The sequence below is a fragment of the Litchfieldia salsa genome, from assembly GCF_900104555.1.
Classification (GTDB): domain Bacteria; phylum Bacillota; class Bacilli; order Bacillales; family Bacillaceae_L; genus Litchfieldia; species Litchfieldia salsa.
Genome location: NZ_FNJU01000019.1, coordinates 1 through 19,298, shown reverse-complemented (window position 1 = coordinate 19,298; position 19,298 = coordinate 1). Strand labels below are relative to the sequence as shown.

Sequence of the window (19,298 nt, the reverse complement as noted above, 5' to 3'; positions counted from 1 at the left end):
GGTTTATTTTTCACATTTCATTTATAATGCAGGCAATATAAATAACTTTAAAAGGATAAATTAAATCTATGAAAAAAGTTTCTTTTCTTTTCTTACTATTTCTAGTTGTGGCTTGCTCGAATGAATCCAATTCAACGAAAGAAGAAATTACGATTTCAGCTGCTTCAAGTCTTACTAATGTATTATTAGAGATTAAGAAAGAGTTTGAAATACATAATGAATTTGTTGAGGTTCATCTAAATTTCGGTTCATCTGGTACCCTTCAAAAGCAAATCGAACAAGGAGCACCTGTTGATTTATTTGTATCAGCATCAAGCTCGCATTTTAAAACACTACTAGATAAAGAAATGATTGACCAAAACTCTGTAGTGAATCTACTAACAAATGAACTTGTATTAGTTAAAAATAAAGCTTCAGAACTTGCCATTAGTGACTTTTCAGATTTGACAAACGAAAACATTAATACCATTGCGATTGGGATTCCAGAAACAGTCCCTGTTGGACACTATTCAAAGGAACTATTACAAGAGATTGGACTATGGGAAACGATCCAACCAAAGATAGTGCTGGCAAAAGATGTCAGGCAAGTATTAACTTATATTGAAACCAATAATGTAGATGTCGGTATTGTTTATTCATCTGACGCACATACTTCTAATAAGATAGAAGTCATAGCGAAAGCAAATAAAAATCATCACTCACCAATCTTTTATGAAGTTGGAATCATTCATAAAAGCGAACATAAGGAGCTTGCAAAAGAGTTCTCGCTTTTTCTACAGAGTGAAAGTAGTGTAGAGATATTTAAACAATATGGTTTTAAACCACTAATAAACTAAAAAACACAAGGATAGCTAATCCTTGTGTTTTTTTTGATATAGGCAGGGTAATTAATTTCCCCTATTAACGATCCACTACTCGAATATACTCTCTTGACATAAATGCCGGGAATATCCGAATTTCACCTCTACCATCAATCATGTACTGATCATCCGTTTGTTGAATTTGATAATCACTTTCTTCATTGTGCATGTAATATTCTCGTTTTGTTTGTTCATTTAATACCCAAGCACCAATGAACAACAATGCAAATATTGAAATGGCAACAATTGCTTTTTTGAACATGCTGATCACCTACTTGGTATATAGTTTTTAATAAAAACGAAAAAATATACATGTGATATAAAAAAATTTTTTGTAGAATTTATACGTCTTTCTACATATTTAATAATTTCTAATTTAATGGCAGATACTACAAGGTAGCACACATGCAAGAAATAAACCTATGGTATATAATAAGTTTTGCCACTTATTATTGGGTTTACTCGGGTTAGCGTAGAAGAAAACAATAAGAAATCACATCCATTTTAAAATGAAAAATACAAGGGGGTTATACTTTTGTCATTGTTACACTGGGCCATTTTATCACCTTTTATAATGGCTTTATTTGTACCATTCTTTTATAAGTATTTTCGCAAAATACATACCGGTTGGTTCGTTCTAATTCTCCCAATTATTTTATTCACTTATTTCTTTCAATTTATAAGTGAAACGATGAATGGAAGAAACATTTACGAAACTGTCCCATGGATTCCATCTATAGGGATTAATTTTTCAGCATATTTAGATGGATTAGGTCTACTCTTTGCACTTCTTATAACAGGAATTGGCGCACTTGTTATCTTGTACTCCATCTATTACTTATCCAAGGAAAAAGAAGCACTTCACAATTTTTATATTTATTTATTAATGTTTATGGGTGCGATGCTTGGTGTAGTTTTATCTGATAACGTCTTGGTTCTGTATACATTTTGGGAACTTACAAGCTTATCTTCATTTTTGTTAATTGGGTACTGGTACCAAAGAGAAAAGTCTAGATATGGTGCACAGAAATCAATGTTAATAACTGTATTCGGTGGTTTAGCAATGCTTGCAGGTTTTATCTTGCTGTCGATTATGACAAATACTTTTAGTATTCGTGAGATGATTAGTCAGGTTGCAACATTGCCTGAACATACGCTTTTCATCCCTGCCATGTTATTAGTATTGCTCGGTGCTTTTACAAAGTCAGCACAATTCCCATTCCATATTTGGCTACCTGATGCAATGGAGGCACCAACTCCTGTAAGTGCTTATTTACACTCAGCCACGATGGTTAAAGCTGGGATTTATCTTGTAGCTAGATTTAGCCCTATTTTTGCAGGCTCTTTCGAGTGGTTTTGGATTGTATCCAGTGTTGGGATTATCACACTATTCTGGGGATCCTTCACAGCTGTCAAACAAACAGACTTAAAATCGATTTTAGCTTTCTCAACCATCAGTCAACTTGGAATGATTATGTCGTTACTGGGCCTTGGTTCCGCAGCTCTCCATTACGACCATCTTGATAAGAATATATATATGGCTGCAACTGTTGCCGCTGTATTTCACTTAATTAACCATGCAACCTTTAAAGGCAGTTTGTTCATGGTTGTTGGGATTGTTGACCATGAAACAGGTACTCGAGATATACGAAAGCTCGGGGGTCTTATGGGGGTAATGCCAATCACATTTACACTAGCTGTCATAGGAACATTCGCTATGGCTGGAATTCCACCATTTAACGGATTTTTGAGTAAGGAAATGTTCTTTACTGGTGTCGTAAATGCTGCTAAGCTAGGGATTTTCAATATGGAAACATGGGGCTTATTGTTTCCTATCATTGCTTGGATTGCTAGTGTATTTACCTTTATTTACAGCATGATTCTTGTATTTAAGACCTTTACTGGCAATTATCAACCAGAGAAACTGGATGTAAAACCACACGAAGCTCCGATTGGGATGCTAATTCCACCGATTATTTTAGCCTCGTTGGTGATCATATTTGGTCCATTTGCAAACATCCTATCTCAATCAATCATTGAGCCTGCCATGGCATCTATACAACCTAGTTTGTTAGGAGAAAATGGAACTTACCATGTTCATCTCTATTATTGGCATGGCTGGAACATCGAGATATTTATGACAATGGGTGTGATTGCGTTAGGAACCATTATGTTTATCACCCTTTTAAAATGGTCTAAGATCTATGATGTTTTTCCAAAGCGTCTGACTCTGAATAAACTTTATGATGGTGGACTCGTAGCACTCGAGCGTTCTTCTTATAAACTTAATAAGTTTTATATGACAGGATTTATACGAGATTATCTTGTGATGATTTTCGCATTTATGATTGTCGTTCTGTTAAGTTCATTATTCATTAAGGATGCTTTTGCATTTACGACAACAAATAGTGCTCCAATTGGCATCTATGAAGTTGTTTTAGCACTGGTCATGGTTGCGGCAACGGTTGCTATTCTTTTTGCCAAATCAAGACTCACTTCCATCATATCTTTAGGGGTAGTTGGGTACAGTGTTTCATTATTTTTTGTATTATTTAGGGCACCTGACCTTGCATTAACACAGTTAATTGTTGAGACTGTTTCTGTCGCATTGTTCTTGCTTTGTTTTTATCACTTACCAGAGTTAAAGCTTAAGCCAAAGCCGCTTAGTTTCCGTTTGCCGAACCTTGTAATTTCACTGGGAGTAGGTACTGTTGTTACCTTGCTTGCGCTATCAGCTAATGGGACAAAATTATTTGATTCTATTTCAAGTTATTTCGTTGAAGCAAGTTATAAGGAAGCTGGCGGAAAGAACATGGTTAACGTCATACTCGTTGATTTTAGAGGGTTTGATACCTTATTTGAAATTGCCGTGCTCTGTATTGCTGCTTTAGGTATATTTACGATGATTCGTTTACGTCTAACAAGGGGGAAAGAAGGATGAAGACTAATGACTTGATCTTACAAACTGTCACCAAAATCATCATATTCCTTATTCTAGCTTTCTCTCTTCACCTTTTCTTTGCTGGACATTATACCCCTGGTGGAGGCTTTATTGGAGGCTTGATGACTGCAGCTGCTCTTGTGTTATTATTATTAGCCTTTGATGCAAAAACCGTGAATAAAATCTTTCCAATCGATTTTATTCAGGTGGCAGCAATTGGATTATTGATTGCCGTATTAACTGGAATTGGGTCATTTTTCTTCGATGTCCCTTTTCTAACACAAACTTTTGGCTATTTTGATTTACCGATTTTAGGTAAAACAGGCTTGGCTACTGCAGTACTTTTTGATATTGGTGTATATCTTGTGGTTATTGGTGTCACGATGACCATTATTCAAACGATTGGGGAGGATGAATAATGGAGATTTTAATGTCAATTTTAATTGGAATTTTATTTACAGCTGCTACCTATTTAATGCTGTCTAAAAGCTTATTACGTATTATTGTTGGCACAGGACTACTAAGTCATGGTGCTCATTTATTGCTACTAACGATGGGTGGGTTAAAAACAGGTGCTGCTCCCTTATTAGGAGAAAACGCCGAATTTTATACAGATCCACTTCCACAGGCATTGATTTTAACAGCGATTGTTATTAGCTTTGGAGTTACTTCCTTCTTCTTAGTTCTTGCGTACCGTTCATATAAGGAGCTAGGGACAGACAACATGGATAATTTGAGGGGAACTGATCGTCATGAATAATTTAGTCATTCTACCAATCCTTATCCCGCTTGTCACAGGGATTTTACTCATATTTTTCAATAAAAACATTCCCTTGCAAAAGTGGATAAGTGTCATTGCATCTATCGCAACTATCGTGGTATCGGCCATTTTAGTTCAAACCGTTTTCACAGGGGGAATTCAAACACTTGAAATTGGTGACTGGAGACCTCCCTATGGGATTGTGTTAGTGGCAGACATGCTTGCTTCACTATTAGTATTAACAGCAAGTATTGTCAGTCTTACATGTATATTATATGCGTTCCGCACAATCGGAGAAGCTCGTGAAAAGTTTTATTTTTACTCTGTTGTTCAATTTCTAATGGTCGGGGTATTTGGTGCATTCTTAACAGGAGACCTTTTTAACTTATTCGTCTTCTTTGAAGTCATGTTAATGTCTTCTTACGTACTAATTGTCCATGGTGGTACCAAAGTTCAGTTACGTGAGTCCATCAAATATATTCTTGTCAATATTATCTCTTCTGCCTTATTTGTTGTAGCTGTCGGCCTCTTATATTCAGTTGTTGGGACATTAAATATGGCTGATTTATCACAGCGTATCAGTGAGGTTGGTCAACCAGGAATACTTACAGTAATAGCTGTCTTGTTTTTAATTGTCTTTGGATTAAAAGGAGCAATATTCCCGCTGTTCTTTTGGCTTCCTGGTTCCTACCAAGCACCACCAACTGCCATTACGGCTTTATTTGGAGCACTGTTAACAAAGGTTGGGGTATATTCAATCATGAGGGTGTTTACACTTATTTTTTATCATGATACCGAGTTTACACATGGATTAATCTCAATACTTGCCGGATTAACCATTGTGGTTGGCGTAATCGGGGCTGTTTCTTATTGGGATGTTAAGAAGATTATCATCTATAATATTATGACTGCTGTCGGGGTTATTTTAATTGGAGTAGCTACAATGTCTACTACTTCAATTACAGGCTCAATCTTTTATGTTGTTCATGACATGATTGTCAAAGGTGCACTCTTCTTTCTAGTAGGTGCCATGGCCATTCTCTCCGGTACTTTTGATTTAAAGAAGATGGGTGGATTAATAAGAAATCACCCTGTACTCGGCTGGTTGTTCTTTATTGCAGTGGTCACTATAGCCGGTATTCCACCATTAAGTGGATTTGTTGGTAAGCTATTGATTGTTCAAGGTGGACTTGAAAATGGAGATTATGTACTTGCTGGTGTGGTTCTGCTGTCAAGCTTGCTTGTTTTATATTCTGTTATGAAAATCTTTATGAACGGATTTTGGGGAGAAACAAAACTCAGTGTAACAGAAGAAAAAGGGTCCACCAAAGGGCTTATTTTACCAATCGCTCTCCTTCTCTCACTATCAATTGCGCTCGGTGTAGGAGCTGAATGGTTTATCCCATATTTCAATGAGGCTGCTGAAACAATGATGAACCCTTCAATCTATATCGATGCAGTTTTAAAGGAGTAGATAACATGGCATTACAATTACTATTAAATATTTTTCTAGCATTCATTTGGATGTTTCTAGGAAATTCATTTACTGTTGGATCACTGTTCGGTGGTTATTTAATCGGGTTATTAATGATTTTTATGATGAGAAGATTTTTCCCTCAGCGATTTTATTTATCTAATGTCATTGCTGTGATTAAGCTGCTTTTTATCTTTATAAAAGAGTTAATCCTATCTAACATAGAGATTTTAAAAATCATTTTAAAACCAAAACTAGACATACGACCTGGAATCTTTGCTCTACCTACTGAGCTTGAAAAGGATTGGGAGATTACTACTCTCGCTAATCTGATTACTCTTACACCAGGTACACTTGTACTAGAAATATCGGATGATCGGAAAACACTCTATATTCATGCAATGGATTTAAAGAACGTTCAGGAATCAATTGATTCAATAAAGAATACCTTTGAAAAAGCAATTAAGGAGGTGAGCCGATCATGATTAGTATCTTATTAAATATCGGGCTACTCCTGTTATCGGTCTCTACTCTTGGCTTTGTTTACCGTGTAGTAAAGGGCCCAACAACTCCTGACCGAGTGATTGCACTAGATGCGATTGGTATTAATTTGATTGGCATGACTGCCATTACTTCAGTCATTCTAAGAACAGAAGCATTCTTAGAGGTCATTTTATTACTTGGAATATTAGCTTTCATTGGTACTGTAGCCTTTTCGAAGTTTTTAGAGAAGGGAGTTATCATTGAAAATGAAAGAAAATCTTGAGGTCATTTTTGCAGCTATTGTCGTTATTGGAGCTATAATTAACTTAATCAGTGCGATTGGTGTCATAAGACTACCCGATGTTTATACTAGGAATCATGCAGCATCTAAGGGAGCGACACTCGGGATTTTACTTATACTCTCTTCTGTTTTTTTATTCTTTTGGGTAGAGGAAGGGTATATGAATGCTAGGCTTCTGCTTGGTATCATCTTTGTCTTTATGACTGCGCCTGTGGCCGGGCATTTAATTAGTCGGGCAGCATACAACTCAGGAATACCTCTATGGGAGAAAAGCGGTCAAGATGCTTTAAAAGCAACGAAGCAAAAAGTGAAAAACAAATAAGTATAGATAGAAAAAAAACTCCCACAAACGCTATCTAATGCGTTTGTGGGAGTTTTTCATTAAATCCCTTTAAGAAAGTTTAAAAATGCTTCCTTGCCTTCTGCATCTCGTTTGAAGACCCCACTATGTTCAAGTATAGTTGAAAATATGAGTCCTACTTCCTTTTTCAGAACCTCATCGATTGTTTTTTCATTTATATCACTATATTTCTCTTTAATCTTTTTTGCCCATTCTAAGTGTTTCTGAATCATTTCATTTTGGTTAATTTCATTCTCATACGTATCAAGTAGCATTGCCTTTCCTAACTGTCTTAATTCTTCTTGAAGTCTGCCTGGTAACACAGCAAGACCCATGACCTCAATCAAACCAATATTCTCTTTTTTAATATGATGAACTTCAGAATGTGGGTGATAAATACCCATTGGATGCTCATCATTTGTACGATTATTCCTAAGGACAAGATCTAATTCAAATAACGAGTCTCTTCGACGGGCAATCGGTGTTATTGTATTATGTGGTGTTTGAGTTGTAAAAGCATGAATTCCCACAGATGGATCACTATACTTTCTCCATGCTGATAAAATTTTATCGGCTAACTCACTAACTTCAACCCTACTTTCTCCTTGTAACCGGAGAACAGACATTGGCCATTTTACGATTCCCGCATTAATAGTTGGATAGTCTTTGAACTTAAAATTTGTTTCGATTTCCGCCTTTGCCATCGGAAACTCATGATGGCCACCTTGAAAATGATCGTGACTTAGGATTGACCCTCCTACGATTGGTAAGTCAGCGTTTGATCCTAAGAAATAATGTGGCATCTTATCAACAAATTCCAATAGGGTATCAAATGTTCTTTTAGAAATTTTCATTGGTTGATGCTCACCTAAGAAGACAATTGCATGCTCATTGTAATATACATAAGGTGAAAACTGAAGATACCATGATTCATTTTTAAGGTTGATAGGAATCGTTCTTAAATTCTGTCGTGCTGGATGATTAATTCTCCCTGCATATCCGACATTTTCTTTACATAATAAGCAGTCAGGATATGAAGATTCACTAACATTCTTTGCATTCGCAATCGCTACTGGATCCTTTTCAGGCTTCGATAAGTTAACTGTAATTTCAATGTCACCATACTCCGTAGAAGAAAACCAATGATCGTTTTTGTTTATTCGATCCATTCGAATATAGTGACTATTCTTAGACAGTTCATATAAATATTCTGTAGCTTTTACTGGACCTTCCGAACTATACAGAGAAGAGAATGTTTTATTTACTGCCGATGGTTTTGGTAAAAAACACCCCATAATCTTTGTATCTAATAAATCACGGTAGGTAACCGTGTTTGCAACAAGCCTTCCATTCTCTGCAGCCCAATCTAGGATTGGTTCAAGGTAAAGAGCTGGTGTATGAATTTCACCTTCAATCTTTACCTCCACTTCCTGCCATTCATCTATCTCTAAAATGTCTAAAATTTGATTTCTTGTAAAGATTAGATCTTCTTGTTCAATTAAAGTCTTTTCAATCCCATACAAGAGAAGTCGTTGTATATTTTCATAAACATGATTCATAATTAATCAGTCCTTCTCGGTTTTTTAATCGTCATAACCATTCGGGTGATTTTGGTGCCATTTCCATGCAGTTTCAATGATTTCTTCTAATGTGTCATGCTTTGGCTTCCAACCTAGTTTTGCGAGTGCTTTTTCTGATGATGCAATAAGCATTGCTGGATCTCCCGCTCTCCGAGGGGCTAGTGTTGCTCTAATTTCTTTCCCGGTTACTTTTCTAGCCATCTCAATAACTTCTTTAACAGAGAAACCATTGCCATTTCCTAAGTTAAATACATCACTGCTACCAGTTTTGCGTAACTTTTCAATCGCTAATATATGTGCTGCAACTAAATCACTCACATGAATATAATCACGGATACATGTTCCATCTGGTGTTTCATAGTCATCTCCAAAAATTTTAATGTCTTCTCTTTGCCCTAATGCTACTTGAAGAATAAGCGGAATTAAATGTGACTCTGGTTGATGATCCTCACCGATATCCTGGACAGTATGTGCCCCAGCTACATTGAAATATCTTAAAATCGTATATTTTATTCCATAAGCCTGTTCAGCCCATTTAAGCATTTTTTCAATCGCAAGCTTTGTCTCACCATATGGATTGGTTGGTATTGTAGGATCACTTTCAACAATTGGAATCGACTTTGGTTCACCATAGGTTGCGGCAGTTGATGAAAATACGATTCTTTCCACCTTATGTTTCACCATCATTTTCAACAAACAAAGTGCACCATTTACATTATTATCATAGTATTTCAAAGGATCCACAACACTCTCTCCTACAAGAGAGTCTGCAGCAAAGTGCATGATTGATTCAATCTTATGGTTTAAGAAGACCGTCTCAAGAAAATTCTCATCACGTAAGTCACCAGTATGAAGAACTGCACCTTCTAATACTGCAGATTTATGACCAGTTTGAAGATTATCAACTACAACTACTTCTTCCTCACCTTTTTCTAACAGGTCAGCTACTGCATGACTTCCAATATAACCAGCACCACCACATACTAAAACAGCCATTTCTCTTCCTCCCAATTTAAGCTAGTGTTATTTCTGACGCACCATTTCCTACATTGACAATATAGAAATCTGCTTGGATTCCTGTACGAGTGCGATATTTCTCACCAACTGATTTAATAAAGCTGTCAAGTGCTCCATTTTCAACAATACTTACCGTACAACCACCAAATCCTGCACCAGTCATTCTCGAACCAATAACTCCCTCTTCACTCCTTGCGGATTCTACGAGTGCATCTAACTCAGTTCCTGTGACTTCATATAAATCTCTTAAAGAGATATGTGACTGATTCATTAATTCACCAAATTCCTTTATGTTTCCTTGTTTTAGACAAATGACAGCCTGTTTTGTTCGCTCATTTTCATAGACTGCATGTTCTGCACGCTTCCGATCAACTTCCCCTTGGATAAGGTGTTTATGTTTCTCAAATTCATCAATCGTCAAATCACCTAAAGAAGATATCTCTAGTGATGACTTTAAGTCGGCAAGTGCTCGTTCACATTCACTACGACGTTCATTATATTTAGAATCGGCAAGTCCTCTCCTTTTGTTTGTGTTAGCAATCACTAGAGATGCCTCACCAAGTTCAACCGGACTGTATTCATACTTTAATGTTTCACAATCTAAAAGGATTGCATGGTTCTCCTTTCCCATTCCAATGGCAAATTGGTCCATAATCCCACAACTTACTCCAATGTATTCATTTTCTGCTTTTTGACTAAGCTTCACCATATCAATCATTGATACATTTAAATCAAAGAGTGTATTCAGCATGACAGATGTCGCTAACTCAATCGAAGCAGATGATGATAAACCTGCACCGTTTGGAATATTACCGTAAAATAAAACATCAAAACCTTGTTCAATCTTTAAATCTTGATCTTTAAAAATCTTTAATACACCTTTAGGATAGTTCGCCCAATCATGTTGTTCATCGTATGAGAGATCACCTAAATCTAATTCAATTATTCCTAAGTCTTCAAAGTTTTTAGAATACATTCGTATGTTTGTATCCTCTCTTCTTCTTGCAATCACATATGTTCCCACACTTAATGCACAAGGAAACACATGACCACCATTATAATCAGTATGCTCTCCAATTAAATTTACTCTTCCTGGTGCAAAGAAGGCTTTAACATTGCCTCCTTCTTCAAAAATCTTAATGAAATCGCTTTTAAGTTGTTGTATCAAAATTTTCACCCCATAAGTTATATTTAAAAAACTTTGTTAATTTAATTAATTAAGTATCTAAACCTATTATAGTATCAATCTAATTGCTTATCAATTGTTTTATTAAAAACAAAAAAGGCCAGGCATATCTATGTTTATGACTGACTTAATTAAACGAAATTTTAAATTAAATATAAATGATATTACCTATATCTTTCATTTCTTTCGTAACATTTCTTGTATCCAAGACAAATGAAGAATTTTCCACGATCAATTTATAGGGAATATTTGAATGATCTGTAAGAATAACCGAACAATCAGATGTTTTTAATAGTTCAGAGGAAAGATCTATAGAGTGGAATGATTGATTTGAAATTTTAATTGTAGGGTTATATGGATCATGGTACATTACTTGTGCACCTTGATCCAGAAGTAGCTTCATAACTTTCAAGGCTGCTGACTCTCGAACATCGTTAATATCCTTTTTATAAGAGAGTCCTATAAGGATAATATTGGTGTCACTCATGCTTTTCCCCGTGTATTTTAAAAGATTCTTTTTAAGTTTTTCAACAACGTATTTAGGCATATTCTGATTTATTTGGTGCGCGTATTGAATAAATTGTAAGTTAGATTGATAATCAGATGCTTTCCAAGATAAATAGAGTGGGTCAATGGGTATACAGTGTCCCCCAATTCCAGGACCCGGGTAGTATGGAGTAAATCCAAATGGTTTCGTACTTGCTGCATCAATGACTTCCCAAATACTAATTCCCATTTTATCACAGAGCATCATAAGCTCATTCATAAAAGAAATGTTTATCAATCTTTGCGCATTTTCAACTAGTTTGGTCATTTCTGCTACTCTTGGTGATGAAACACAGACCACTTCGCGAAAAGCTCTATCATATATACTTTTTGCCATAAATGTACAGTTCTTTGTGACTCCCCCAACTACTTTAGGTATTTCTTCCAATAAATGAACTTTCTCACCAGGATTAATTCGTTCAGGAGAGTATGCAACAAAGATATCTTTTCCAATTGTAAATCCTTTTGAATTAATGATTGGAACAATTTCTTCTTCAGTTGTTCCAGGGTAAGTTGAACTTTCTAAGACAATTAATTGTTGCTTCCTTAAAAAGGGCAAACATGAATGAAGTGCATCCTTTACATAAGATAGGTCTGGTTGATATTCCTTATCTAGTGGAGTTGGAACACATAGTAGAATCGCGTCTACCTTTCCTACACTCTCAAATGATGTAGAAGGGTGGAATAAACCTCGTTTGAATAATTGAGACATCTCGGCATCTGTAAAATCGCTAAGATAACTCTTATGTTGGTTAAGTTGGTTGATTTTTGAGTCATCATGATCGATACCATAAACTCTACACCCTTTTTCAAGGAACAGTGAAACCAGAGGGATTCCTACATATCCTAAACCGATGACTCCGATTGATAACTGTTTATTTTCCATTATAAAATCTCACTTCCTTAAGTTGCTGGATAGCATTTCGATCTTTTGTACCATCCGAAAAACCACCTCGTTTATTCGTGTGATTAATTATGAAGTTTACTGCTTCAAGATGGTCTCCAAGAAAGGTTGACTCGTTTTTATTTTCTAAATCCTCTTCTAAGTTAACTCGACATGGAACCTTTAATGGAATACCACTCAAAACTGCCTTTACATAAGCAAGCGGTGGGATTAATAAGCTTTCTAGCCCTATCTCCTGTAGAACTTGGTGATGAATAGCATGTGGATACTCGTTTAGGGAACAATTCGAGAGGTTAGGTTTCTTTAGTAAAATATTTAAAAAGAAATAAATCGAATTTTTTGAACCTATTGGATAGTTTTGAAGACAATACGATACATCATTTATTGCAATTCCTTTAGTTGTTTCAACTGACTTATAAAAGGCTTCAATTTTTGTTTCATCTATCTTCTGATTGCCATCCAGAAATAAAACAACCTCTCCCTTCGCTTTCTTTGCTGCGCTCAATCTGTCTAAGTTAGGAACATACTTCTCATTAGTCTCTAGAATAGTCACATTTTGGAAAAGGAGTTTACCACTATTTTCATGATCAATTAATATAATATCCTTGATCTCTAGTTTTGCTAAAGTAGAAATAATTGATTGTAATTGCCCTGCCCCTCTATGTGTCATAATTACAGCACTACGGTTTTCCACGCACTGTTTCTTAAAACGCCCCTTCCCCCTTTTGAAGATAAACCTTCTAGACAGTGAGTCTTGAAAACCACCACGACTGCCCTTTTGTTGAATAAGAGTATATAATCCAAACACGTGATCACCTATAATGGTATCGTGGGATTTTGCAAATGGAGAGTTTTGTGCTTTTATTAACTTAATAGAACGATAAGCATTATTTCTAATTACATCGATGGCTATTGGCGAGTTAATCGTAAGATTCTTTTCTACTGCTAGCGTAAGGGCGACCGCGGTATCTGCAAAATTCCACCAGCCAATTAAATCTACTGCTTTTCTACTAACTGCATGTGGAATTGAAACAAATGAATCAATATCCAATTCTTCCTTTTTTAAAAAGAGGTTTAATGCCTTTCTTACGATAGCTGTAGGATGTGGACGTACTTTACGCTTTAATAACCATGAAAAATCATTTAAAGCAATATCAACTCCGTCGTGAATTGACTTGATAAATGGCATAAATTTATAAGCTGGGATAAATTGATCACCATCCATGAATAATAAAATATCACCCTCTGCATGGTACGCTCCTATAGCTCTTGGTACATTCTTTCCTAAAGCTTGGTTATACTCAATAACCTTCACACCCAATGACTCTGCAATTTTCTTCGTTTGATCTGTTGATCCGTTTACAACAACGATGATTTCAAAAGGATCTAACTTATTAAATTCCTTTATTAGCTTTCCAATCATTTTTTCCTCATTTTGAGCAGGTATAATAACAGAGACTTTTTTATTACTTTTAGTTATGTTCGTATTTTTCATATTCCACCTCTCTAGTATTAATAGATTTCAAACTTCAGCTTTTGCTAGTTTATCTAATCTCTATTAATTTATGTTGACGAGTAACAATAGAAACGGCTATTAACCATTAAAGAACAAAACAAGCTCTTATCACAGATTCTAGTTATTATTTAATAACTCATTTACCACACTAAGGTTCTTCCCACTAGCTGCATACCCTCCTCTAAAATCTGTATCTGTAAATAATTGATTAAACGCTGTAAAGAAATCACCTAGGATTATTTCTTCGTATTTCTGATAACTGTTATAACGTTTAGAATTAACTATTGAATTCAGCGACTGAATCCCTAATTGTTGTTTAATAGCAATTGCCATCGCTAGAGGAGGATTTATTAAATTGTTTATTCCAATCTTATTTAGTGCTTTCCTAGAAACTGAGAATGGTGTGTAAAATAATGAATTATTAAGTAGGTTTGGTTTCTTTAAAGCTACATTTAAAAAGTACTGAATTGTATTTATAGAATCAAATGGATGACTTTTCCTGAAAACAGTTGAGACATTTTTTAAAGCTATGTCACTGCCACTCTCAATTTTTTTATAAAATGGCTCTGCATTAATTTTTTCTATTACATCCATCTCATCTAAAAATAAAAGATTGTCACCTGTACACGCTGCGGCTCCAATCACCCTGCCTTCAAATAGACCTAACTTCCTTGGCACAGTGATGAATTTGACATGTTCATGGCGAGCAACCGTTTTAGATGGGAATCTCTCTTCACACACGAATATGATTTCCTCTGCTCCCAACGATTTAAGGTATTCTATTGCATTCGACCAATTCAAAGGTGCTTGCTGGACAACAATAACAACACTTCTTTTATTTTGGATTTCTGTTTTAGGAAGTATATCCCTTAGAGAACGATGCGAATCTTCTGAATAGCCTCCACGTATTCCATCTTTTTTTATCATATAATTTATGGCTTCTAGATGATCTCCTATAATCCTACTTTGACTCCTTGTATAAGGAGTATTTTTCTCAATTGTTAAATGTAATTCAGGACGAATTCTATTAGATTTTATGACTTCTATATAAAATGGCGCAGCGATTAATAAGTTTTCTTTTAATGCGATTGCTTGTGAAATTGGTGCGTTAGCTAACTGATGCCAGCCAATCCTTTCTAATGCCTTCCTTGTCAAAGCATGTGGAATTGCAACGAGAGAGTTTATTCCACTTTCATTATGATTACAAAGATCTCCTAGAGCTTTTTTTGCGAGAGACACTTGGTCTAGTTGAAATGCTTGAATATTTAGCATCCAATTTAGATTATTTAGTGTAATATCATATCCTTCTTTTAACTTATCAATCATTTTTTGAAGCAGTTCTCCTTTAATAACAATATCTCCATCTATAAATAATAGAATCTCACCCTTTGCATAGTAAGCCCCTATCGCCCTGCCTACATTATGACCCAAGGATTCCTTATATTGAATTACTTTACATCCAAGGGACTTGGTGATGCTTTCGGTACGATCAGTTGAACCATTTACTACCGTAATAATTTCAAAGGGATTTATTCTTTTTACTTCTGAGATAATTTCTGCTATTTTTTCTTCTTCATTTCTTAAAGGTATAATGACTGAAACGTTAACCATTGGTCTCCACCTTCTATTTATGAATTAATGAAATCGGTTTATTAAAGAAAACCAACCTTCTAATAATAGAAATAGTTGGTTTTTGGGTTTTGGTTTTAATTTTTTAAAAATTTTTTAAACCATTTATTAGCCTAATAGTTTCTTGCGGATACAGATTTTAACAATCTCTTTTTCTACAAATCTCCAAGCTACTGGAGAGTCAAATTCAGTGTGTGTACCGAAATTTGTTGGGTGTGCAAACACATCGCATAGGATTGCCGCACCAACAATATCAAATTCATCACCTTCGTTTGCATCATCTCGATCAATGAAGCATTGGAACGGGAAGTCATCATATGTTACCCCTGGAACAATTTCTCCTTGATCATTAAGCATTAGATAATTAATCTCTTTTCTAATTACTCCACAAATAACGACTTTTTCCGGACAAACGCCTTCGATCGCTGCTTCAACCGTTTTGGTATGTGTGATTGGATATAGTTCTGGATTTTCCGGATCATAAAGAGCGGGACCTACTAGTTGAGTTTTTCCTTCTAGCATTATTTGACAACATGTTTGTGGATTAGCAATAGGACATGGCGGTGGTGGTGTTGTTGTTACTGCTGGTGTTGTTGTGACCGCTGGTGTTGTTGTGACTGCTGGTGTTGTTGTGACTGCTGGTGTTGTTGTGACTGCTGGTGTTGTTGTGACTGGTGGTTTACAAGATGGTCCTGGAATGGTGATACCGCTTGCTGCTGCATCTCCTCCTCCTGCTGTTGATACTTCCACACAACCTTGGAAGATTAATTCTGCAAATTCTGCATCAAATGTAATACAAAAAGTTGCAACTCCACCTGCTTCCTCGAATCCTTCAATATTGTCAAACTTAATTCCTAAGATTGGATTCTGCATATTAAGATTATCTACAATTGTACAAGTAAACTCAATTTCTTCATCAGAATTTACGGGTGTCACAGTGAGTGTGACATCTTCACAATCCAAACTCTCGATAAACTCCTCCGGGCAATCTAACCCAATGATTAGGTGGCTTAATCCACTTGTAGGATTAACTGCTGTTACAAGATAACAAAATTCTAAAGGGTTATCAGTTGGTACAAATTCAACATCCCAACCAAGAACATTTACTGAATTAGCATCACATGCCATATATTCTCTCCTCCATATATATAAGTCTCACAATAGATTATTCATATGTCAGCATGGTGCATGGACTTTACGGCATCTATTTTAAAAATTATTCAAAACCCCCATCCATTAACTCATTATTTTCATACTCTATAAAGATGAAGAATTAATTTTTAGAAAGGAGCTAGCTTATGAATGTGCAAAAACCAGTTGTATCAATCATATTTCCAGTCAAAAACGAGGGACAACATATTCAAAATACAATTGAATCTGCTAAGACGGTTAAGTCAGAATATCCCTTTGAAATGATTGTCGTTAACGATGCATCAACTGATAAATGCTGTGACTTCCTAACGAGTCTTCAGGACCCTCAGGTTAAGCTCGTGCAGACAGAAGGACTTGGTGCAGCTATGGCAAGAAATATAGGTGCGGATCATGCTGAAGGAGATTACTTAATCTTCTGCGATGCACACCTGTTTTTTGAGGATTATTGGATGGAGAAGTTAGTTGAACCAATAAAAAGCGGTATTGCAGATGCAACCAATCCTGGTATCGGAGATGTAAAACACCCAGGTAATGTTGGTTACGGTTATAGCTGGCTCAACACACTTGAACCAAGATGGAACACAGGAAAAACAAAATTATTTCCATCCCCTCATTTAGCAGGAGGTTGCCTGGCAATATCAAAAAAGACCTTTTTCGATGTGAATGGTTTTGAAACGGGATTTAAAGTATGGGGCAGAGAAGACGAAGAATTATCCCTAAAGCTGTGGCTATTTGGTTATAGATGTTACGTACAACCATCAGTTAAAGTACTACATGTATTTCGTGCAGATTCACCTCCATTTAAAATAACATGGGATGACCTAAACTTTAATTTGATGAGGATGGCGTATAGTCATTTTAACGAAGAGCGAATCCAGAAGTGTAAAGAACTGATTAAGTACTCCAATGTGGATCAGATTATTAAAACGGTCCTTGAAACAGATGTGATGGAACAAAGAAAGCTCTATTTAAGTAAGAGGAAGCACGACGACAATTGGTATATGAAGAAATTTAACATACCTTTTTAAGAAGGGAGCCGGTCTTATGCGTAGAGCAGTAGTCGTTTTTATTGAAGACAAACCAAATCTATTATTACAATGTTCTTGCCTTTATACTTCACTCAAATATATTGACCCAAAAGACACTGATTTAGTTGTTTATGGTACTAAGGATGCTTTGCAGAAGCTACCTGATGATTGTGTAAAACTAGAAGTTGAAAAAGCGAGTAATCCACCTGAATTCAAAAATTATCCTAGAATCAATTCTAACTACTGCTTTCTTAATGATGATCAAGCAAATAAACTGATGGAATATGATTACATCTTAAAAACAGATGCCGATACATTTTTAACGAAAGCTTGGAACCAGTATTATCCCAAGAATTTCACTGTTGGTAAAGGGGGCTATGTTAATGACCAAATTGTAAAAGATAAATTAAAAGAAGTGGCTGAATTACATGGGTTAACTCATCGAGGTTTATATAATATTGGATCCACTCATTATGGAGAAACAAGAAAAGTTATTAATATTGCACGCCTTTCAGTAAAAATTTCAGACTATTTACTCACCAAAGAATTTAAAAATAATATTGGAAAATGGCCTAGTTGGTATGGTGGGGTTGTTAATATGTATAGTAATGACATTGCAGTTAATCATTTACAAGAAAATGTTACAATTGATAAAGGAAATCTAGACTTTGAGAGCACATCATCTAATTCTGTAAATAATCATGCACATATACATTGCTGGCACACTGATAAAGTCTTTTCTAAATTCCACTATGCAGCTGGGAAATACGATAACCTTCCTTCCGATACGCTAAATCTTGATATCATTAAGGATTATTGTTTATATATTGCTCTGAGGGCAAAAAAAGAAAATAGGTGGTAATTATGTTTGCAGGCAAGAGTTTTGTATCGGACATATTCTAAACTAACAAACTAGTCCTATATAAATCAAAAAAAAGGCTATCCTTAGGGTAGCCTTTCTTCATACTACTTTTTTAATACAAATCTTCACTACTTCTTTTTCATCCAACCGGAAAGCTAGCACCTTTTTTTCACTACCATATGATTCTCTGAATGCGGCTTCCTTACTATATACTTCACACAATATTTGTAAATCACAAATTTCGTACTTATCATGACTCTTAATATCATCCCTATCAATTATACAATGAAAGGGAATATCATCATAAATCACAAACTCTTGCTCATCTTCCTCATCAATTAATGCTGTGTAAGATATGATCTTTTTAATTATCCCAGTAATAATTACAACTTCATCACAGACTTTTTCTATACAAGCTGTTATTTCCTTATTTACTATCGTGCTATTCTTTATTGCAGGTGGGACAAGCTGTGTAGAATGCTTGACAATAAATCTACAACAGAGATCTTTCCCTGGTCCTGGTGGTCCCGGAGGTCCTGCTGGGCCAGGTGGGCCTTCTTCCCCTTTTGGACCTGCTGGACCAGGTGGACCCTCTTTGCCTTTTGGACCTGCTGGACCAGGTGGACCCTCTTTCCCTTTTGGACCTGCTGGGCCGGGTGGGCCTTCTTTTCCTTTTGGACCTGCTGGACCGGGTGGGCCTTCTTTTCCTTTTGGACCTG

Annotated in this window: 19 protein-coding genes; 10 read left to right on the top strand and 9 right to left on the bottom strand. The window is 35.8% G+C overall.

From position 1 onward, the window contains the following. Positions 1 to 68 precede the first annotated feature (68 nt). Positions 69 to 836 (top strand): molybdate ABC transporter substrate-binding protein, encoded by a 768-nt coding sequence (gene modA, locus BLQ56_RS21465; protein ID WP_090859412.1) that lies wholly within the window; start codon positions 69 to 71, stop codon positions 834 to 836. Between the two features lie 64 nt (positions 837 to 900). Here modA and BLQ56_RS21460 read toward each other — a convergent pair whose 3' ends face one another. Beyond that, positions 901 to 1,122 carry a hypothetical protein gene (locus BLQ56_RS21460; RefSeq protein ID WP_090859411.1) on the bottom strand — a complete coding sequence of 74 codons (222 nt, stop codon included), beginning with the start codon at positions 1,120 to 1,122 and terminating at the stop codon, positions 901 to 903. Between the two features lie 273 nt (positions 1,123 to 1,395). On the opposite strand from BLQ56_RS21460, the gene BLQ56_RS21455 reads away from it, so the two are divergent. The 7 genes from BLQ56_RS21455 to mnhG are packed head-to-tail and all read left to right on the top strand — an operon-like array spanning position 1,396 to position 7,141. Then, on the top strand, positions 1,396 to 3,801 hold the full coding sequence (locus tag BLQ56_RS21455; protein ID WP_090859410.1) for a Na+/H+ antiporter subunit A: 2,406 nt from the start codon (positions 1,396 to 1,398) through the stop codon (positions 3,799 to 3,801). Then, positions 3,798 to 4,220 (top strand): Na(+)/H(+) antiporter subunit B, encoded by a 423-nt coding sequence (locus tag BLQ56_RS21450; protein WP_090859408.1) that lies wholly within the window; start codon positions 3,798 to 3,800, stop codon positions 4,218 to 4,220. Before BLQ56_RS21455 ends, BLQ56_RS21450 begins: the two co-directional genes overlap by 4 nt. Continuing rightward, positions 4,220 to 4,561, top strand: a complete 342-nt coding sequence (locus BLQ56_RS21445) for a Na(+)/H(+) antiporter subunit C (protein ID WP_090859406.1) — start codon at positions 4,220 to 4,222, stop codon at positions 4,559 to 4,561. The genes BLQ56_RS21450 and BLQ56_RS21445 overlap by 1 nt, the downstream gene beginning before the upstream one ends. Then, positions 4,554 to 6,035 carry a Na+/H+ antiporter subunit D gene (locus tag BLQ56_RS21440; protein WP_090859404.1) on the top strand — a complete coding sequence of 494 codons (1,482 nt, stop codon included), beginning with the start codon at positions 4,554 to 4,556 and terminating at the stop codon, positions 6,033 to 6,035. The genes BLQ56_RS21445 and BLQ56_RS21440 overlap by 8 nt, the downstream gene beginning before the upstream one ends. A gap of 5 nt (positions 6,036 to 6,040) precedes the next feature. Next, positions 6,041 to 6,520: a Na+/H+ antiporter subunit E gene (locus BLQ56_RS21435; protein ID WP_090859403.1), complete on the top strand. Its 480-nt coding sequence runs from the start codon at positions 6,041 to 6,043 to the stop codon at positions 6,518 to 6,520. Next, positions 6,517 to 6,801, top strand: coding sequence for a Na(+)/H(+) antiporter subunit F1 (locus BLQ56_RS21430; protein WP_090859401.1), 285 nt, complete (start codon positions 6,517 to 6,519; stop codon positions 6,799 to 6,801). Before BLQ56_RS21435 ends, BLQ56_RS21430 begins: the two co-directional genes overlap by 4 nt. Continuing rightward, positions 6,785 to 7,141, top strand: coding sequence for a monovalent cation/H(+) antiporter subunit G (gene mnhG, locus BLQ56_RS21425; protein WP_090859485.1), 357 nt, complete (start codon positions 6,785 to 6,787; stop codon positions 7,139 to 7,141). The genes BLQ56_RS21430 and mnhG overlap by 17 nt, the downstream gene beginning before the upstream one ends. A gap of 59 nt (positions 7,142 to 7,200) precedes the next feature. Here the strand turns inward: mnhG and galT are convergent, their stop codons facing one another. The 7 genes from galT to BLQ56_RS23265 form a co-directional block, all read right to left on the bottom strand. Continuing rightward, entirely contained in the window at positions 7,201 to 8,718 is a 1,518-nt protein-coding gene (gene galT, locus BLQ56_RS21420) for a UDP-glucose--hexose-1-phosphate uridylyltransferase (RefSeq protein WP_090859399.1), read from the bottom strand. Positions 8,719 to 8,742: 24 nt separating this feature from the next. After that, positions 8,743 to 9,735 carry a UDP-glucose 4-epimerase GalE gene (gene galE / locus BLQ56_RS21415; RefSeq protein ID WP_090859397.1) on the bottom strand — a complete coding sequence of 331 codons (993 nt, stop codon included), beginning with the start codon at positions 9,733 to 9,735 and terminating at the stop codon, positions 8,743 to 8,745. A 16-nt stretch (positions 9,736 to 9,751) separates the two neighbouring features. Beyond that, positions 9,752 to 10,924, bottom strand: a complete 1,173-nt coding sequence (locus BLQ56_RS21410; RefSeq protein WP_090859395.1) for a galactokinase — start codon at positions 10,922 to 10,924, stop codon at positions 9,752 to 9,754. Positions 10,925 to 11,090: 166 nt separating this feature from the next. After that, positions 11,091 to 12,374, bottom strand: a complete 1,284-nt coding sequence (locus BLQ56_RS21405) for a nucleotide sugar dehydrogenase (RefSeq protein ID WP_090859393.1) — start codon at positions 12,372 to 12,374, stop codon at positions 11,091 to 11,093. After that, positions 12,364 to 13,887, bottom strand: coding sequence for a glycosyltransferase family 2 protein (locus tag BLQ56_RS21400; RefSeq protein WP_090859389.1), 1,524 nt, complete (start codon positions 13,885 to 13,887; stop codon positions 12,364 to 12,366). The genes BLQ56_RS21405 and BLQ56_RS21400 overlap by 11 nt, the downstream gene beginning before the upstream one ends. Positions 13,888 to 14,025: 138 nt before the next feature. Continuing rightward, the gene (locus BLQ56_RS21395) at positions 14,026 to 15,519 is read right to left on the bottom strand and encodes a glycosyltransferase family 2 protein (RefSeq protein WP_090859387.1); all 1,494 of its coding nucleotides are present in this window, start codon (positions 15,517 to 15,519) and stop codon (positions 14,026 to 14,028) included. Positions 15,520 to 15,645: 126 nt separating this feature from the next. Next, positions 15,646 to 16,665 (bottom strand): hypothetical protein, encoded by a 1,020-nt coding sequence (locus BLQ56_RS23265; RefSeq protein WP_139163136.1) that lies wholly within the window; start codon positions 16,663 to 16,665, stop codon positions 15,646 to 15,648. A 170-nt stretch (positions 16,666 to 16,835) separates the two neighbouring features. On the opposite strand from BLQ56_RS23265, the gene BLQ56_RS21385 reads away from it, so the two are divergent. Next, positions 16,836 to 17,717, top strand: coding sequence for a glycosyltransferase family 2 protein (locus BLQ56_RS21385; RefSeq protein WP_090859383.1), 882 nt, complete (start codon positions 16,836 to 16,838; stop codon positions 17,715 to 17,717). Positions 17,718 to 17,733: 16 nt separating this feature from the next. Further along, positions 17,734 to 18,579 (top strand): DUF7164 domain-containing protein, encoded by an 846-nt coding sequence (locus BLQ56_RS21380; protein ID WP_090859382.1) that lies wholly within the window; start codon positions 17,734 to 17,736, stop codon positions 18,577 to 18,579. Between the two features lie 99 nt (positions 18,580 to 18,678). Here BLQ56_RS21380 and BLQ56_RS21375 read toward each other — a convergent pair. Then, the coding region (locus tag BLQ56_RS21375) for a hypothetical protein (protein WP_090859380.1) at positions 18,679 to 19,298 on the bottom strand (620 nt) is incomplete at its 5' end.

What these genes read in the sequence shown, in the direction of transcription:
- modA (WP_090859412.1), top strand. Translation starts at nt 69, where the DNA reads ATGAAAAAAGTTTCTTTTCTTTTCTTACTATTTCTAGTTGTGGCTTGC.
- BLQ56_RS21460 (WP_090859411.1), bottom strand. Translation starts at nt 1,122, where the DNA reads ATGTTCAAAAAAGCAATTGTTGCCATTTCAATATTTGCATTGTTGTTC.
- BLQ56_RS21450 (WP_090859408.1), top strand. Translation starts at nt 3,798, where the DNA reads ATGAAGACTAATGACTTGATCTTACAAACTGTCACCAAAATCATCATA.
- BLQ56_RS21445 (WP_090859406.1), top strand. Translation starts at nt 4,220, where the DNA reads ATGGAGATTTTAATGTCAATTTTAATTGGAATTTTATTTACAGCTGCT.
- BLQ56_RS21440 (WP_090859404.1), top strand. Translation starts at nt 4,554, where the DNA reads ATGAATAATTTAGTCATTCTACCAATCCTTATCCCGCTTGTCACAGGG.
- BLQ56_RS21435 (WP_090859403.1), top strand. Translation starts at nt 6,041, where the DNA reads ATGGCATTACAATTACTATTAAATATTTTTCTAGCATTCATTTGGATG.
- BLQ56_RS21430 (WP_090859401.1), top strand. Translation starts at nt 6,517, where the DNA reads ATGATTAGTATCTTATTAAATATCGGGCTACTCCTGTTATCGGTCTCT.
- mnhG (WP_090859485.1), top strand. Translation starts at nt 6,785, where the DNA reads ATGAAAGAAAATCTTGAGGTCATTTTTGCAGCTATTGTCGTTATTGGA.
- galT (WP_090859399.1), bottom strand. Translation starts at nt 8,718, where the DNA reads ATGAATCATGTTTATGAAAATATACAACGACTTCTCTTGTATGGGATT.
- galE (WP_090859397.1), bottom strand. Translation starts at nt 9,735, where the DNA reads ATGGCTGTTTTAGTATGTGGTGGTGCTGGTTATATTGGAAGTCATGCA.
- BLQ56_RS21405 (WP_090859393.1), bottom strand. Translation starts at nt 12,374, where the DNA reads ATGGAAAATAAACAGTTATCAATCGGAGTCATCGGTTTAGGATATGTA.
- BLQ56_RS21400 (WP_090859389.1), bottom strand. Translation starts at nt 13,887, where the DNA reads ATGAAAAATACGAACATAACTAAAAGTAATAAAAAAGTCTCTGTTATT.
- BLQ56_RS21395 (WP_090859387.1), bottom strand. Translation starts at nt 15,519, where the DNA reads ATGGTTAACGTTTCAGTCATTATACCTTTAAGAAATGAAGAAGAAAAA.
- BLQ56_RS23265 (WP_139163136.1), bottom strand. Translation starts at nt 16,665, where the DNA reads ATGGCATGTGATGCTAATTCAGTAAATGTTCTTGGTTGGGATGTTGAA.
- BLQ56_RS21385 (WP_090859383.1), top strand. Translation starts at nt 16,836, where the DNA reads ATGAATGTGCAAAAACCAGTTGTATCAATCATATTTCCAGTCAAAAAC.
- BLQ56_RS21380 (WP_090859382.1), top strand. Translation starts at nt 17,734, where the DNA reads ATGCGTAGAGCAGTAGTCGTTTTTATTGAAGACAAACCAAATCTATTA.